Here is a 14,579-nt window from a genome sequence, read left to right as displayed (position 1 = left end):
CGGAACGATTTTTGTCGGAGCACAACGGCATGGCGACTGCCTTCTTTATCACTCACCCAGAAGTTTCCGTTGATCCCGCCCTGCCAGTCCCAGCCTGGCGGCTTTCGGACCGTGGTGTCGCCCGGATGAGGACTTTCGCAGGGAGTGCGTTGCTGTCCGGCCTGACGTCGATCTGGTCGAGCTCTGAGGCCAAAGCCATTGAAGCGGCAGGCCTGCTGGCCGCAGGATTTGGTTTGCCTGTCCAAGTGGATGAGCACCTTGGCGAGAATGACCGCACCGCGACAGGCTTCCTTCCACCTGCCGAGTTCGAGCGAGTTGCTGACTCCTTCTTCGCTAATCCACATGAGAGTGTCCGCGGATGGGAGCGTGCGGTCGATGCCCAAGAGCGCGTAGCACGGGCGGTGTTTCGCATTCTTGGGACCCATCGCGACGGCGACATTGCTTTTATCGCGCACGGCGGTGTCGGCACACTCCTGCTCTGCAAGCTATTGGACACGACCATTTCGCGCAGTCGGGATCAACCGTTCCAGGGACATTTCTTCGCGTTCGACTTGCCGGGCTACAAGATCATCCACGAGTGGCGGCCGATCGCCGAGGGATAATCTTCAACTTTCCCCTGCAAAATTGGCTATGAATACAAACAGATAGCCACATTCAGATACACAATCTCCCAGATTCTTTTTTGGAGATGTTTGATGAAGCGGTTCATTGAGGGCGACCCCTCGTCCAGCCGGGATAGTACGGTTTTCGACAGTGATCCCGCTGCGACCTGAGACGAAAGCAGGCTCCATCTTGCGAATCCCTCCTCACGTGCAATCTGATCCAATGCTTCGTGCAGGGGGGAACATTATTCTTCCGGACCAGGAGCTTGGCCCGGCGTTTCAATTGGAAGATAGGGGCAGAAAGTTTCATCAAGGACCTCCATTCCGAGCCAGAAACGCAATCCCTCCTCATGCGGTGCTCAAACGGATGGTTCGATGATGATGTTGCCGCGCATGTGCGATACTTCCCCGAAAGGAGGGGGAGGCGCGGGCCAAGCCTGTGTAGCAAAGGTTAGCGGGCGTCGTGATTCGCAACAAGCGCAAATGACAGCTTTGTGTGCCCACAAGCGGCCGCGCGTGCTTCCACTTGACTCAACGGACAATGTCGACAAAGCACCCAAACTGCACCATCCGCTTAATGCGATGGTGTGCCATTTGCGTTACGCCACGGATAGCCTTACATTGCTGATGAGCCTGAACAAATGTGTTTCGGGCTCATGACTGCGTTCGGTGGTGCGATCTGCGAGCGCTGGGTCAGAATTGCGGATCGTGCTGAACCGGCTGCTTCGCGCCGTGTGAGTCCGTGTGACTGTGGTCGAATTGGTGCAGCCGTCAATGTTGACCAATTTATCCTGTTGTTTCTAATTGTATCTATTCGCTTAAACGGCCCGAAATGTATCGCATGGTAAGCATTCGCATATCAAATGTGGGGAGTGCTTAAATATGTGCAGCAGTAATGAAGTATTTACTATCAAAAACTGCGAAGTAGAGAATATAAAAGCGGTGCCTGGCTCGAGTGCGGTCAAAGGCATGCTGACGATTGCTTTCGTGGTGGCTGTTTCATTATGCACTACGGCGCCAACAATGGCTAGTGAAGCGCGGTCGAAGTCGATAAAACTCGGCTATCCCGGCTCGGCGAAAACCTATGTGATAACGAGAAAAACCATCAAAACCCGCAACGTCGTGTCTGTTGCAAGAGCGCCTTACCTCGGGCGAGCCCCCTTTATTTGCACGCCAAGCGGATTTGGGCGTACGTCCACCTGCTTTGCCAGATGAGAGCGATGCGAACGGCAGGGCCAAAGACCCAGCCGTTCCTTGTATCCGGCAAGATTTAGCGCGCTCTTTTTGCTAGTTGCCGCGCGATATTCTCGTTTTCATCCGATTCATTCGGGCCGTAACGTAATCGCCAGACCGTATCTTACGATATTCGTCGTCAGCCCGTGCTGGCGTGGTCTTGAATTGATACCAATCCCCGTCAGGCTCGCGTTTCTGGAAAACAGCATTTCCCTTCTTGCGGTGGCTGAAACAGGTCAGCGCTGGAGCATTGCCGCTCTTCGCGTACCATACCGCCCTGAAGCACAGCTTTCCTGGATCAGTTATGAACCAGCGACCAAGGCCGTACGAACCTCCGCCGTCAGCAGTCCAGGATTTAAACTCGCGCTGCCTGTTTGCAAAATAGCCGGCACCAGCCTTCCAGATCCAGGATCGATTACTGTAGAGATTGTACAGCTCCTGACTGGTCAGCGGGTCAGACATCGCTGGGGGTTTCGATGGTTTGCTCTGCGCTTCGCTGGCGCCAAGGGCAAATGTGGCCACTGCGCCAAGGATGCACAGTAACGATAGCACTCGGAATGTAGACATTTGTTCCTCCTAATGGGGCTACTGGTGCATCCTGGTTAATTTGTCGCTTCCCTAACAACTCGCCAATCGGGTAGCCCATATGGGCGGGGCCAAGGATAAACTTCCTTGTCGTTGAAATAGACGACGGCTGTCAGATCCGGAAACTCCGGAGAGCTTTTGGCGGCGTCTTCGGCCCAGTTGCGAACGTAGTCAGAGTCGCCCTCGTAGCCAAGTTCAGCAACGACAACAGGTTTGCCAAAGGTTTTGGCCAGTCGGTATTTGGGCGCGAGCGCCTCGGCAAATGTCTGCTCTTTGTCAAAATGATCCTTGTCATACTGTTGCAGGCCGAACACGGAAAGGCCAACGATGTCGACGAAATCACCCCCCGGGTAGAAGGCTGTGAGGGTCGGGTTCCCCTTGGGAGACCACATGTAATTTGCCGTTTTATTATGCTCGCGGCATACGGTTACCATCCGTCGGTAAGCAGTCACATAGTCGGCCGGCGCCCAATGGGCCCAGGTAAACTGGTTGTCGGTTTCGTCCATTTCCTGCGCCCAGCGAATGGTCACATCGCTCTTGAGTGTTGCTGCCGTCGAACAAACCGCGGCCATATTGGCATCGTACTTGCCAGCCAAAATGCCGCTGATGAGCGCTTCAGGTGAAGATCGCCAGTCCAGGGCCCACGACCACGGCTCCACTGTGATGAGGAGCTTTCGTCCGCGCTTCTGGGCATATTCATCAGCGAGCGACAGCGTCGAGAGATCAACATCCTCCCAGGGAAGGAAGAGATGTTCGATCTTTGAATTGGGATCGTCGGTGAAGTCGCCATGCGGATCGTATGCCCCGAAAGTTATGGAATCCGGACCGATAATTGGCCGTTTATCACTAAGGTGGCCCGTAGTAGCAGGCTTCTGGCCCGCCGGGATGCCGCGTGGAATGCTCGCCGCCAGCACAGTACCTGTCAGCACCAGCGTCGCAAACGAAACTACAATTGCAGTACTAGTCTTCTTATTTTTCATTGGATTTTCCTCCTGCTAGGGATCGCATTGCCCGCTAGTCGTTTCTGATCCTCAAGATCAGATTTAATAGTCGCTAGATCTGGGGAGACCAGATTTTCTGCGACGAGCTTCTTGAATTCATCGTTCTCGGTCGGCACGCTGTGCTTGAAAATGTACCAGGCGCCAGACGGCTCTTTCTTCTGATAGATGGTTCCGCCGTTAAGCTTGTGCCTAAAGCAAGTCTTGTTGGCGTGAACGCCGGAGACCATGTGCCACTCTGCGTTGAGGCATAGTCGGCCATCGTCCGTTACGGTCCACCGTCCTTGCGCCCACGCCGTTGTATTCCCGGTGCCTGATCGTGCGGTGAAATGCCGACCCTCATCGTCGAAGCGTCCGGCTCCGTCAGACCACACCCACGTCTTGTCGCGGAAAAGCAGGTAAAGCTCCGGGGCGCTCATTGGCCGGGCATCGGCCGATGGGATGTTTGCTTCGCCGGCAGAGGAGGGACCCACGAGTGTTGCCGACAAACAAGCCGCGACAACGAGTGAAGAGCGGATGGATCCGAAGCACAGCGTTACTGATCTGGCCACACGGTCGAAACTCACAAAACTTACTCTTCCCATTGTCATGATCTTGCTCCGCTCTTACGAGCGCCTTCTGAGTAGGAGGCGTTGTTGTCTTGTTCGGGCAGCCAGTGTGGCTTGAAGGTTAGCTTGCGGTGCTCTCCGCCCTTGAGGCCAGCACCAGCCACCGCATATGTCGTTTGATAAAGTCTGAATCGACCTGCACCCCAGGTCAGGGAATCCAATCCGTCCTTTCCGCGCTCAACTGTCGCGATTCCTGGAAGGATGATGAGGGAGAGGAGGCTCGCAGCCATAGCTGGACGATACGTTCTGGTCTTGATCCTGACCACATTCTCTCGTGCGTGCTGAACGACGATTGTCAGCAACAGCAGGGTATAGATCACCGCATTCACGATTGCGAAAATATAGAAGCCCCGTGTTTCTCCGGCGTCCTCTACAAACAGGACTGGCAGCACAGAAACCACTGAAAGGAAAGCGTAAGGCATCAGAACCCGCGCGGGCAGTGGATCCACCTCCGATGCGCCCTTGGGTGTAATGCGAAAATCGACAAAAGAACCGGTCATCCAGTCACGGACTGCAGCGATGGTTCCAGCCAGGGCCCAAGGCCAGCGTGCGAAGAGGAAAAACATCGCTTCCCAGCTCAGAATCCTTGCATCGAACGGGCGGAACGAGCCGCTTTGGCGCCACCGAAAAGCCAACAACATCAGGGTGATAGAGAGTGGAGCGAAATGCGCAAGAAACTCTGGGTACGTCACCGCGACAAAGTTTTGATGGTGAAAAAGCGCAAGTATCGGCATTGCGAACATCAAAGCCATGAATAGGGAAAATAGCGGGTACCACAGCTGAGAAAACAGAAACTGGATCTTCAGTCGCAGCGGCAGGCGCGGCACGTAGACCGGCGAATATTGCAAGAGCAGCATGACGAGACTGCGTGACCACTGAAATTCCTGCGTGACAAGATCTGCGAATGTGCGGGGTCCGTCACCGTGAGCGATAGCGTCCAGGGCATGCACACCGCGCCAGCCATGCGCATTCATCATCAATGTTGTCGAATGGTCCTCGGCCAACTCCGGACCGAGCCCGCCGATTTTGTGCAAGGCAACTGTTCGTACGGCATAGTGCGATCCGATGCACAGTGGGGCAAGTCCGCCACTGTGGCCAGCCTGGAGCGAGCCGTGCATGCTTGCTTCAGCATAAAGACGTCCTCGGGCAGACCAGCTTTCTGATGCGTTCTTATCGCAGATGCTGGGCGCAGACACGTAACCAACGTCCGCATCGGCAAACGGGCGCAACATTTCAGCGAGATAGCCCGGTTCCGGAACATGGTCGGCATCGAGCTGCACGACGAAGTCGTAGCGGTCATAGCCGAAGTGATCGTAGAAAAACGCAAGGTTGCCTTCCTTGCAGCGTGTGCGACGTGGCCAGGTAGTCCGGTGATAATCCGGCCTGTTCTTGCGCGTCGAAACAAAGACGCTGTTCTCTTTGCACCAGTTCAATGTTTCCGGAGTTGGATCTTCATCCGCAAGCCACGTGTCGTGGGGATAGTCCTGGGCAAGCATGGCTTCCAATGTTGTCGCAACGATTGCAAATGGCTCGGATGGTGCCTTGGTCACAACCATGGCAACCCGACTGCCAACCGGCAGTCGAAGCGGCCCGTTGGGTTTGCGGGCACGGTAGAATATTGTCATGAAGTAGGCTGGCAGAAGGGTTACCCATGCCAGTGTCGCGGTGACCAGAGCGAAACTCCAGAAACCGATATAATGCTCTGGCTTGAGCCACCAGGCCCAGAAATAAACAATCATGGCCAGCCAGATTGCAGTGCCGACGAGATATTCTACCTTGCGATATCCCTCAAGCACCGGAACCAGGGTCGGTTCGGTCATACCTGCTCTAATTCTGGGCGTTGTGTTCGTCATGCCCGTGACTCCAGACCAAAGAAGGGAGCTGCAGTCTGCACGATCGTATCGATGTCCGAGTATTCGGGAGCAAAGCCAAGCGTCCGACGCGCAAATGCTGGATCGGCATAAAGCGTAGGGGGGTCGCCAGCTCGCCTTGGATGCATCTCAACCGGTACTTCACGCTTGGTGACACGGCTGATTGCCTTCAATATCTCGCCAATCGACAAGCCGCGGCCAGTTCCAAGGTTGACAGAAAGGTTTTGACCGCCGCTGATGAGGTGATCGAGCGCCAGAACATGTGCCCGGGCCAGATCCGTCACGTGGATATAATCACGAACACAGGTTCCATCTTCGGTGTCATAGTCGTCACCGAACACGGCTAGATGGGAGATGGCGCCGCCGGCAGCAAGCAATGCTCTTGGGATCAGATGTGTTTCGGGGTTATGCCACTCACCGAGTTCGCCATCAGGATCCGCGCCACACGCGTTGAAGTACCGCAGGGCCACGTACTTCAAACGATAGGCAGCCGCATAATCCTCTAAAATCTGCTCGGCAATGAGTTTCGTCCTGCCGTAGGGATTGATTGGCTGCTGCGGGGTCGTTTCGGTAATGGGAAGCGACGGCGGCACGCCATAGGTTGCGCAGCTTGACGAAAAGATGATCTTGTCGATTTGCGCATGGCGGCAGGCATCGAGGAGAGAAAGTGTCCCTGCAACATTGTTCCGGTAGTATTTTGAGGGATCCTCGACGGACTCTCCGACATAAGCAGATGCAGCAAAATGTACGACTGCATCGGGTTTATATTGCATCAGGGTTCGCGTCAGGCTGCTCGTATCGAGGATATCACCATGCACGAATGGGCCCCAGCGGACCGAGGAGAGATGGCCTGTAACCAGATTGTCAAAGACAATCGGCTCGATGCCGTTTGCGTGGAGTAATTTGGCCGTATGGCTGCCTATGTAACCGGCACCACCTGCTACCAGAACCTTGCGCTGAGCCATCATGCAGTCTCCGCCAGTTCGACTGCTTCCTCGGTAAGGAGGCGATCAAAATAGAAGATCGTTTTTTCCAGACCGGCCAAGAGAGACACTTTCGGCTGCCATCCAAGTTCACGCTGCGCAAGGGATATATCGGGACGGCGCTGGCGCGGATCATCGGTTGGCAAAGGCTTGCGGATGGTCTTCGAACGGGAGCCGGTCAGCTTGATCACTTGCTCGGCGAGTTCCAGAACGGTGAACTCACCTGGATTCCCAAGGTTGACAGGTCCGGTGAATGAAGGGTCGGTTGCCATCAGCTGCTGAAAGCCGTCGATGAGATCATTGACGAAACAGAACGAGCGTGTCTGTGAACCATCGCCATAGATCGTTATGTCCTGACCTTTCAGCGCCTGCACAACGAAGTTTGATACGACACGGCCATCGTCGGGGCGCATGTTGGGACCATAAGTGTTGAATATTCGTGCGATTTTGATCTCGACGTGGTGCTGTTTATGAAAATCGAAGAACAGTGTTTCGGCGCTGCGCTTGCCCTCGTCATAGCAGGACCGTGGCCCAAACGAATTCACGTTGCCCCAGTAACCTTCGACCTGTGGATGGACCAGCGGATCACCGTATACTTCTGATGTGGAAGCTTGAAAAATACGAGCGCCGGTCCTTGCGGCGAGTTCCAGTAAATTGAGAGCGCCGAATACGCACGTCTTCATCGTGTGTACGGGATCGGCCTGATAATGAGGAGGCGATGCCGGGCACGCAAGATTGTAGATTTCATCGACTTCAACATCGATTGGATCAACAACGTCATGTTTAATGACGCTGAAACGTTCGAAATTGCGCAGATGACGTATGTTGCGTTCTAATCCAGTTGAGAAGTTATCCAGGCAGATTACAGTCTGTCCGGCTTTAAGAAGGCGCTCGCAAAGATGTGAGCCAAGAAAGCCAGCGCCCCCGGTTACAAGAATATGTCGCGACCGTTGCTTGGAGCGGACGACACGTACATCACCAAAGATCGCATTAATATTATGACGGCTGGAATTGTGACGCATGCTTTTCATCATTCGAACCCCAAAGTTTGCCGATTCTTTTCTGATCAAAGGACCTAATCAGTTCAAAGCGTTTTTATGTCGGCGTTGTTCTTGTAGCTTTTTGTATAATTGGGGCTGTGTTGACTGTCGTTAGATGCGCATCCTGATATTTGCATCAGCGTCCATTTCTGCAGTCAAATTGTGTATGGATCGGGTCTGTGAGCTAAGCGCTGGGATCGCTGTTGGCTTAGTGCCCGAGGGATTTTAGCCACTCACCAAATGAGTTTGCACTGTCCGACACGTCCACAAGAGGAACCGCGTGCGCGAAATAAGGCGGCACCGAAACATTTCGGGCTTCGCGGGGGCTGTAGCCAAATTCCTTGCTGAATGCTCGGCTGAAATGGGCAGCGGAGGTAAACCCAACATCGTTGGCGATCTCGACAATTTGGCGGCGATTGGCCGAATTACTTAAGGCGGCATGAGCTGCCAGGAGACGCCGTCTTTGAATATAATGAAGAACACCGCCGCTTGGTTCGAACAACTGATAGAGGCGGGTGCGCGACATACCGAGTTCCCGGCAGACTCTGTCCGGTGTTAGGTTAGACGAGTTCAGATTTTTCTGGATGAACCGACGGACACGTTCCATCAGCGCAAAGTTTCCCTGTGACTCTGTCGAGCCATTCTGTTCCGTGGTCGATGCAAGCCATGTTACGATCATATCGCGTGTCGTCTGTACGACACGGGGAAGGTCTCCTGCTGCCAGGCTGATCAGTTTGGGCTCGAGACTGTCCAAATATTCGATTAGCAGGTTGGTATAGGTCCCGGACAATGCCGCATTGACCACGGTTGCATCAGCGAACAACTCGCGTGGCAAGTAAAACGAGAGGCTTTCCGACTCCGTTGCCCGGCCCCTAAATGGCTGCCCAAGGGATCTGAGCTCTACATTTCCCGGCTTGCCCTCAAAGACTTGCCCCTCGACTTCCGTCCATGTCCTGCCGCTACGTAGTAATGTGAGGTGCCAGTGGTCAATTGCATTTGATCGCAGTTTGGCAACCGATCGTGTGAAGCTGTGAGGGGGCGCGCGCTGTTGGACGACCAGCATACTACCGAGATTCCAGGCTGTGTGGTCTGCCGGAAATCCGGATTCCTCGGGCACACCATCCGGCAATCTGATGTCGACCAAAGGTGATAAGTAAGCCTGCCAAGCTGCAAATTGATCCTTGGCGTCTATATCACGGGTCGAAAATGTTAGTGGTTCGAGGGCAGGTGGGGAGGGCGCAAGTGCTTCTGCAGTCGCCGTTGACTGCCGGGGCCAGCGCCGCCGCTCAAGCGGCGGGTCGGAGCTGGTTTTGGTTCGCGCGCCTTCGTGTGCTTCTATCGAATTTGGCGGCGGTTGTCCTCTGTGCGGAGAGTCCGGCACCTTGTCCTCCCGAAAACCGAAAGTGGTTCTCGAATTACTACTCCCAAATCGCAACGATGGCATTCTAAAGTTAATGAAGTCTTAAGCAGCAGATATCGCAATCTCCGTCAAGGCAGTACGCGTATCAGTGTTCTCAACTGGGTCTTCGTTTGTTCCAGTTCCTAGCGGCTTCAAGCTCTTCGTGCTCGAGAGTTCTTAACGCTTCTGCTTTTACTTTCATGGCTCGCCGGTTTTTCGATTTCTCATGCCGAAAAGCTCGAACGCAAATAACCATAAGGAAGATCATCCCTAAGCCGTAGAAAACTACACTACGATGTCGACAAGGATTGCGAATGCCAGCAAGCCAAATACCGCAATCGCGCCCACCGCCATCAAGACCCTTAACAGCAGTTCAAGTTCTTCTTTGTAATCTCTTTCCGCCATGTCCGACTGCGGACAAGGCCATCATGCTGATGAAATCCGCAACGATCTCTCGAAATCGGGCATGCAAATTGTTTGCGTCCGCGTTTGATCAAACCACTTATATAGGCTCGGTCGGAAATCTTATCTTTTGGTCGGGAGACCGACAGGGGGCAGTTCCGAAGCAACCTTGAACACCCGGCGAGACAGTGATCACATACTGACTGGAAGCGGCTGCTAGTGGTGCTATCACCCTTTGGTACCCAGCGGCGGCATCGGCCCGCATGATGGAGAACCGCACATGTCTGCAGGCACTGCTAACACGTTCATGAAGGCCGCGATCGTGGCTGTCGGTGCGCTGGTTGCCATTGCGCTGATCGGCTATATGGCGCTGTACGCCTCCCTGTCGGGTGGACTGACCGGCATCCTGATCAATCTCAGGTCCGCTCCGGACCCGCAGAGTCCGAGCCTGATAGCACGCCGCGACACGGCAAAGCAGTCAATGCGTTCCTCTCTCAGCGAATTGCCGGCCGCGGCGGACTTCCTGAGGGAAGATTCGGTTTACGAAATCGATCAATGCCGGAAAGGCCAGAACAACTGGAAGGTCCGGGACGGTTATGCCTACCAGTGCACACAAGGGATGACGGCAATTTATGGATTCGACGGAGATTTTCGTCAGCACGCGGAAAAACTCGACAAAACGATGAGGCGCATCGGCTGGCAGCCGCCAACGTATGGCTTGAGCGTAAGCGACATGTTGCGTGAATATTATGATCGGTATTACGGGCCGCTTAAGCCTCCGCCGGCGAATTTTCCTGATGGATATCTGGTATCCGATCTGCCCACCCCATCGGGATATATGCGTGACAGAGCTAAGCTCGACGTCCGGTTTGCTGAGCGGGCAACTTCGACCAGAAGCGCATCGAGGAACGCCGGGCTCATGAGCGCCTATCCAGTACTGCACGACACCTTGCGGAATAACGACTATGCGCTGATCGTCTCCGTCTGGGAGGTCTATTACGAGCACTGAGAGGCTCGATCAACCGGCCGATAAGTATCTTGACGAACAGCTGCCGCATCGCTTCATGGGTTGCGCTGATGATTGAGCCGCTTTGATAAACTCGTCTTCGGAACATTCCTCGACGCTTATTAGTTAAGACCCGATAACAAGGAGATCTGATATGGGTGACCCAATCCCAGGCCCGGACCCCGATCCCGCGCCAATTCCACTGCCTCATGAACCGCCCAATCCGATACCGGGACCTGATCAAATACCTCCTGTTAAGGAGCCGCCGCCAAATCAATTGCCCGACGAGACACCTTTGCCAAATCCCGATGAGGTGCCAGTACCGAAACACGTTTGATCGAGCGAGTAGTTATCCCAACTCCTGCACATCGCCGGACTGAAACAGGATTGTCGGGGTCCCCAGACACCCGATGTCTGGATCAGGGTTGCGGCCCCATGCAAGCACCCCGCACAGCTGACGGCCAAGGTGTACGCCGGAACCGGCTGCCCATCGTCCGTTCGGCGATCTGCGCTCGACGATGGGGGTCGGTTACTTGCAGCCCTTGCTCTTGATTGCTGACTCTATGGCTTCACCTTTCCCTTGGAAACAGCGACTTGCCCTTCTTTGTCACCACCAAGGGTGCTCGACGCCGGTACGCCAAGAAAAAACACTCCAACCGCATCGCCAGTCGCAGCTTGATTCTGTTGCTTGGACAGACTGGCGAGGATGCTTTGCTCTTTAATCAACTCCTGCGCCAGCGGTTGGCAGGCCGCCATTGCGGGTGTACACCCGGCATGTGCTGAAAGTCATTTCCGATCCGGACTACTTCTTCATTTCGGAGCAGATCGACAAGGGGAGGGGGCTACACGACGGCAACACCGTCAGTTCGTGATCTGGACTCCGGCGTTATACTCACGACGGTTGTAGGCAACCCAACGATACTTGAGCGCGCGCTCCTCGATCAGTTCGTGAAAGGCGCGATACTCGTGCTCGCGCCAGCCTGGATAATTGAAGTACTCATCAAACAGGATGACACTTCCGGGAACAAGGCGATCCCCCAAGAAATCGAAGATGGTCTTGGTGGAGGAGTAGAGGTCGCAGTCCACGTGAATAAAGGCGATGTTTTCGCGCTGTTTGGAGATAAAGTCCGGCAGCGTATTCTCGAACCAGCCAGCATGCAGTTTCACATTCGGGCGCACATTGGGAAGTTTGCCCCCCGTGTGGAACATTCCTTTTACATATTCGCCAAACCAATCCTCTGGCAGTCCTTCAAAAGAGTCAAAACCATGAACCTGTCGCGACGATCCAACTCGGTCAGCAATCATGTTGACCGTGGCCCCATTCCATACTCCAAATTCCAGAACGAGACCTTCCGGCGGAGCCAGGTCTAGGGTCCTCATCATCACATCGTCTTTGAAATCACAGGCTATGGCACCTTTCATATTTGAAGCCGCGTATGCCGCCCCTTCCGCAAACGCAACGAGCCTCGCCGCACCTTCGTGATTGTAGACATTCTCCGACATCCACCACTTGAGGCGTTGGTATGCCGCAGTTTTTAGCTTGGCGTACAAGGGCAAGTCTTTAAACTTTAACACTTTTGGTTTTCTCCCACGACGCGCGAGCACCTTCAGCTCGCGGATTGCGTATTCACCGCATCACAGGCGGAGGCAATGCCTACGCCCAGCCGTGCGGATCGTGCGTTCGGACGCCCGCTTTCATTCGGGGGTGAGTTCAATGTCTTTGCCGCCCATTTGGAACGCCGATTTGATGGCATTCAGGAACAGTTCTGGGTTCTCGACATCGACGTAAACCGTCTTGTCTTTGCCGAAACCGTTTTCACCAGCAATCTTGAGTGCCCCTGTGTCTTCATCGAATCTCAACTTCTTTAGCTTTTTCATATGCATCGCGGTTTTTCCGTTTGTGTTGAACGAGTACCAGTTACTTGAGCCTTGCTGGCGCGTAAGTGGTTTTTCTTGCTTGCGTCGCCCCCAGGGCCGCTGCGGCAGTTCCTGCCGCGATAAGAAATTTTTTCATTGCCCGTTGTCCTGTTTACTTTTTACGCTCTGCCAATGGGCCCGGCATTTGGTCCGGGCGAGTTTGGAAACGGCGGCTTAAGCAGTCTCACGGCGTTTCTCCTTACGCGCCGCGAGAACGTCGTCGCTGGTGATGACACCCGTGCGATAAGCTGACTTAATTGTTTCGTCGTCCAGTAAATCGAACAACTGCGTGTCGCTGTAGAGTTTCTCTTCGAGATCGGGGTGGAGCTCTTCCCACCACTTGCGGGTTTTCATTTCTTCCTGTCGTCCATTCTTTCGTTGAACCAGTTGTGGGTTGAAGTCTGCCTAGTCTCAATTGTCTCATTGCCGACGACGGCATTTGCACCATCTCGAATTTCGGTAGTCCAACCACTTCGACGCCAGGAGTTGCGGCATTACGCGTCCGGCCTTCTGGCGGAACCCGATACACACATCAGTCGCAAGCGTGAGATGAAATCGAGAAAGATGACGATTGTCCCGGTTCCCAAACTCGAACGGAAACATTGTGGTCTACGTCAAATCCGCAAGTGGGTTGGCGTCAAACCGCAAAGCATTGGCTCGAAGAGACAAACTTTGGATAATTCAATCGGCCGAGGGACGGATATTTGTGTCGTCACAAACTGATTCAGGCAACCATTCTCTGCTTGTAGGTGCGCCGGTGTTCGGATGGGCACTTTCCTGTCCAGCGACGGCAGGCATGGGTGAACGAACTGAGTTGTTGAAAGCCGAGCAGCCAGGCGATCTGAGAGGCCTGGAGCCCTTCTTGCAGATAGTTGAGCGCCATATCGCGCCGCAACCCGTCAAGAATCTCACCAAAGGTCGCGCCCTCTGCGGCAAGGCGTCGAGCAAACGTCCTCTCGCTTAAGCCAAGCCGTTTCGCAACGGTAGCTGCAGTCGCTTCGGCGTGAGGAAGAAGGGGGCCGATCGTATTCTCGACCACCGTACGAAACGAGCCGATGTTAGGGACCCGGACTGCGATCGCATCTTCGCAGACTTTAACCATTATCTCGTTGAGATAATGGTCTTCCCCGATGACCGGACGTTTCAGTAGTGCCCCGTCAAAACTCAGTTGGTCAACATAGGCGTCGAACTGGACCTTGCAACCAAACCTTTGTTGGATCGGTCCCAGATCACCCGAGCGGTGATGAACGAAACTCGCTGAAACAGGAACAATCTGCTGTCCGAGTAGCTGGCGACACAGCCGCAGGAGTACCAGTGCCAGAAACTCCGTCTGATGGCGGTCCTTGTAACGAGCCACGCCGGCATACGAGAGCGTTATACGACAGGTCGTGCTTTGGTCCATCTGGAGCACCAATGCCTCGTTGCTCATGCGAACGTACCGTATTAGACGATGGAGCGCTTCATCAAAGACCTGCGACGATGATGCCGCGTAGTAGATCATTCCCATCTCGCGCAGTTCAACCTGACTGGCCAGATCAAGCCCAAGCCAATCATTCCTGACTGCTTGGCCCACTTCTTCCAGAAAATCGATTTGGGAAGCTAGTTTGATGCGCTTCCGTTCATCAAGCGCGGTACGTGTTAGGCCGCACCGATTGAGCAGTGGGTCCGGATCGATATTTCTTCGTTCAATATGGGCAAGGGCCAAACGTGCGGGCACGCCTGTCGCTGTTGGAACTATGGGAAGTGTTTGAACAGTGTTTCCGCAAATGTGCGACATGGGCGCGCTCACAGGCAACTACAAGTAGTATTACGCCCACTGGCGGCTGTAAGCAATTTACGTTCCTTGCGTTTGCTCAGCGCCCGTTAGCCTCGCAGTCTGGCGCGTCTTTGCGTTTGGAGCTGGGGCGTGCTCTAACAGGGCAAAATGTTGGGCGC

At 54.4% G+C, this 14,579-nt stretch carries 13 protein-coding genes and 1 pseudogene; 2 read left to right on the top strand and 12 right to left on the bottom strand.

The features are described from left to right. The first annotated feature begins 29 nt into the window (after positions 1 to 29). On the top strand, positions 30 to 602 hold the full coding sequence (locus CU102_RS03850; RefSeq protein ID WP_106709942.1) for a histidine phosphatase family protein: 573 nt from the start codon (positions 30 to 32) through the stop codon (positions 600 to 602). A 1,287-nt stretch (positions 603 to 1,889) separates the two neighbouring features. Here CU102_RS03850 and CU102_RS03835 read toward each other — a convergent pair. The 7 genes from CU102_RS03835 to CU102_RS31085 all read right to left on the bottom strand — a co-directional run bounded on the left by CU102_RS03835 (position 1,890) and on the right by CU102_RS31085 (position 9,301). Continuing rightward, the gene (locus CU102_RS03835) at positions 1,890 to 2,402 is read right to left on the bottom strand and encodes a DUF995 domain-containing protein (RefSeq protein WP_106709644.1); all 513 of its coding nucleotides are present in this window, start codon (positions 2,400 to 2,402) and stop codon (positions 1,890 to 1,892) included. A gap of 35 nt (positions 2,403 to 2,437) precedes the next feature. Continuing rightward, positions 2,438 to 3,400, bottom strand: a complete 963-nt coding sequence (locus CU102_RS03830) for a glycoside hydrolase family 26 protein (protein WP_106709643.1) — start codon at positions 3,398 to 3,400, stop codon at positions 2,438 to 2,440. Next, positions 3,397 to 4,008 (bottom strand): DUF995 domain-containing protein, encoded by a 612-nt coding sequence (locus CU102_RS03825; RefSeq protein WP_106709642.1) that lies wholly within the window; start codon positions 4,006 to 4,008, stop codon positions 3,397 to 3,399. Before CU102_RS03825 ends, CU102_RS03830 begins: the two co-directional genes overlap by 4 nt. Beyond that, positions 4,005 to 5,879: a glycosyltransferase gene (locus CU102_RS03820; RefSeq protein WP_106709641.1), complete on the bottom strand. Its 1,875-nt coding sequence runs from the start codon at positions 5,877 to 5,879 to the stop codon at positions 4,005 to 4,007. Before CU102_RS03820 ends, CU102_RS03825 begins: the two co-directional genes overlap by 4 nt. Then, entirely contained in the window at positions 5,876 to 6,862 is a 987-nt protein-coding gene (galE, locus tag CU102_RS03815) for a UDP-glucose 4-epimerase GalE (RefSeq protein WP_106709640.1), read from the bottom strand. The genes CU102_RS03820 and galE overlap by 4 nt, the downstream gene beginning before the upstream one ends. Next, a complete protein-coding gene (locus tag CU102_RS03810; protein ID WP_245425192.1) occupies positions 6,862 to 7,875 on the bottom strand; it encodes a UDP-glucuronic acid decarboxylase family protein in 1,014 nt (337 codons plus the stop codon). The genes galE and CU102_RS03810 overlap by 1 nt, the downstream gene beginning before the upstream one ends. A 253-nt stretch (positions 7,876 to 8,128) precedes the next feature. Continuing rightward, positions 8,129 to 9,301, bottom strand: a complete 1,173-nt coding sequence (locus tag CU102_RS31085) for a helix-turn-helix domain-containing protein (RefSeq protein WP_425351512.1) — start codon at positions 9,299 to 9,301, stop codon at positions 8,129 to 8,131. Between the two features lie 700 nt (positions 9,302 to 10,001). On the opposite strand from CU102_RS31085, the gene CU102_RS03800 reads away from it, so the two are divergent. Beyond that, entirely contained in the window at positions 10,002 to 10,730 is a 729-nt protein-coding gene (locus tag CU102_RS03800) for a hypothetical protein (RefSeq protein WP_133624449.1), read from the top strand. A 526-nt stretch (positions 10,731 to 11,256) separates the two neighbouring features. Here CU102_RS03800 and CU102_RS03790 read toward each other — a convergent pair. The 5 genes and pseudogenes from CU102_RS03790 to CU102_RS03770 all read right to left on the bottom strand — a co-directional run. Then, positions 11,257 to 11,477, bottom strand: a pseudogene (locus tag CU102_RS03790) (hypothetical protein); the annotation flags it as partial. A 111-nt stretch (positions 11,478 to 11,588) separates the two neighbouring features. Next, positions 11,589 to 12,302 (bottom strand): TylF/MycF/NovP-related O-methyltransferase, encoded by a 714-nt coding sequence (locus CU102_RS03785; protein WP_133624450.1) that lies wholly within the window; start codon positions 12,300 to 12,302, stop codon positions 11,589 to 11,591. 120 nt (positions 12,303 to 12,422) lie between these two features. Continuing rightward, complete coding sequence (locus tag CU102_RS03780; RefSeq protein ID WP_106709635.1) at positions 12,423 to 12,611, bottom strand: hypothetical protein; 189 nt, start codon at positions 12,609 to 12,611, stop codon at positions 12,423 to 12,425. A 207-nt stretch (positions 12,612 to 12,818) separates the two neighbouring features. Continuing rightward, positions 12,819 to 12,998: a hypothetical protein gene (locus tag CU102_RS03775; RefSeq protein ID WP_106709634.1), complete on the bottom strand. Its 180-nt coding sequence runs from the start codon at positions 12,996 to 12,998 to the stop codon at positions 12,819 to 12,821. A 370-nt stretch (positions 12,999 to 13,368) separates the two neighbouring features. Beyond that, positions 13,369 to 14,421 carry an AraC family transcriptional regulator gene (locus CU102_RS03770; protein WP_106709633.1) on the bottom strand — a complete coding sequence of 351 codons (1,053 nt, stop codon included), beginning with the start codon at positions 14,419 to 14,421 and terminating at the stop codon, positions 13,369 to 13,371. Between the last annotated feature and the right edge of the window lie 158 nt (positions 14,422 to 14,579).

The organism is Phyllobacterium brassicacearum, assembly GCF_003010955.1.
Taxonomy (GTDB): Bacteria; Pseudomonadota; Alphaproteobacteria; order Rhizobiales; family Rhizobiaceae; genus Phyllobacterium; species Phyllobacterium brassicacearum.
The sequence above is the reverse complement of the archived record's forward strand: the minus strand, read 5'-3'. Positions and strand labels throughout refer to the sequence as shown.

Excerpts from the sequence above, each read along its gene's own strand:
- galE (WP_106709640.1), bottom strand. The coding sequence starts at position 6,862 with ATGGCTCAGCGCAAGGTTCTGGTAGCAGGTGGTGCCGGTTACATAGGC.
- CU102_RS03800 (WP_133624449.1), top strand. The coding sequence starts at position 10,002 with ATGTCTGCAGGCACTGCTAACACGTTCATGAAGGCCGCGATCGTGGCT.
- CU102_RS03830 (WP_106709643.1), bottom strand. The coding sequence starts at position 3,400 with ATGAAAAATAAGAAGACTAGTACTGCAATTGTAGTTTCGTTTGCGACG.
- CU102_RS03780 (WP_106709635.1), bottom strand. The coding sequence starts at position 12,611 with ATGCATATGAAAAAGCTAAAGAAGTTGAGATTCGATGAAGACACAGGG.
- CU102_RS03770 (WP_106709633.1), bottom strand. The coding sequence starts at position 14,421 with ATGTCGCACATTTGCGGAAACACTGTTCAAACACTTCCCATAGTTCCA.
- CU102_RS03835 (WP_106709644.1), bottom strand. The coding sequence starts at position 2,402 with ATGTCTACATTCCGAGTGCTATCGTTACTGTGCATCCTTGGCGCAGTG.
- CU102_RS03820 (WP_106709641.1), bottom strand. The coding sequence starts at position 5,879 with ATGACGAACACAACGCCCAGAATTAGAGCAGGTATGACCGAACCGACC.
- CU102_RS03775 (WP_106709634.1), bottom strand. The coding sequence starts at position 12,998 with ATGAAAACCCGCAAGTGGTGGGAAGAGCTCCACCCCGATCTCGAAGAG.
- CU102_RS03850 (WP_106709942.1), top strand. The coding sequence starts at position 30 with ATGGCGACTGCCTTCTTTATCACTCACCCAGAAGTTTCCGTTGATCCC.
- CU102_RS03825 (WP_106709642.1), bottom strand. The coding sequence starts at position 4,008 with ATGACAATGGGAAGAGTAAGTTTTGTGAGTTTCGACCGTGTGGCCAGA.